The 334-nt window shown below is 65.6% G+C and carries 1 protein-coding gene; it reads right to left on the bottom strand.

The window, feature by feature from the left end; genetic code table 11:
- Window positions 1–334: IS1595 family transposase (locus AC3XQU_RS23420; RefSeq protein ID WP_489876544.1), on the bottom strand; the 334-nt coding region annotated here is incomplete at both ends.

The raw sequence follows: 334 nt of genomic DNA on the forward strand, positions 1-334 counted from the left end.
ATGCCCAGCGCCGCCCGCAGCAGCATATCGGGAGAAGTAATGCGCTCGCCATCGAGCGCCCAGCGCCAGCCCAGGTAGTTGGGCAGGTAGCGTGAGGCGACGCCATAAAACCGGGCCAGCCACTGCCGGAAGCGCTGGTGATAGCCGTTCACGTTCTGCACATGGACCGCGCCGCGCACCCGCTCGCCAAGGCGCAGATTGACGAAAGCGTGCGCAATGCCTGCTTCCCGCGCGAAGGTCCGGTAGGCGGGATGCCCGTCAGTTACCAGCAGCACATCCTTGTCGAGCCTAGGGCCAAGGTGGCGGTGCAACTGCCGTTTGGTCACTGCAGCGC

The sequence above is a fragment of the Telluria sp. AZSoR62 genome (genome assembly GCF_058111565.1).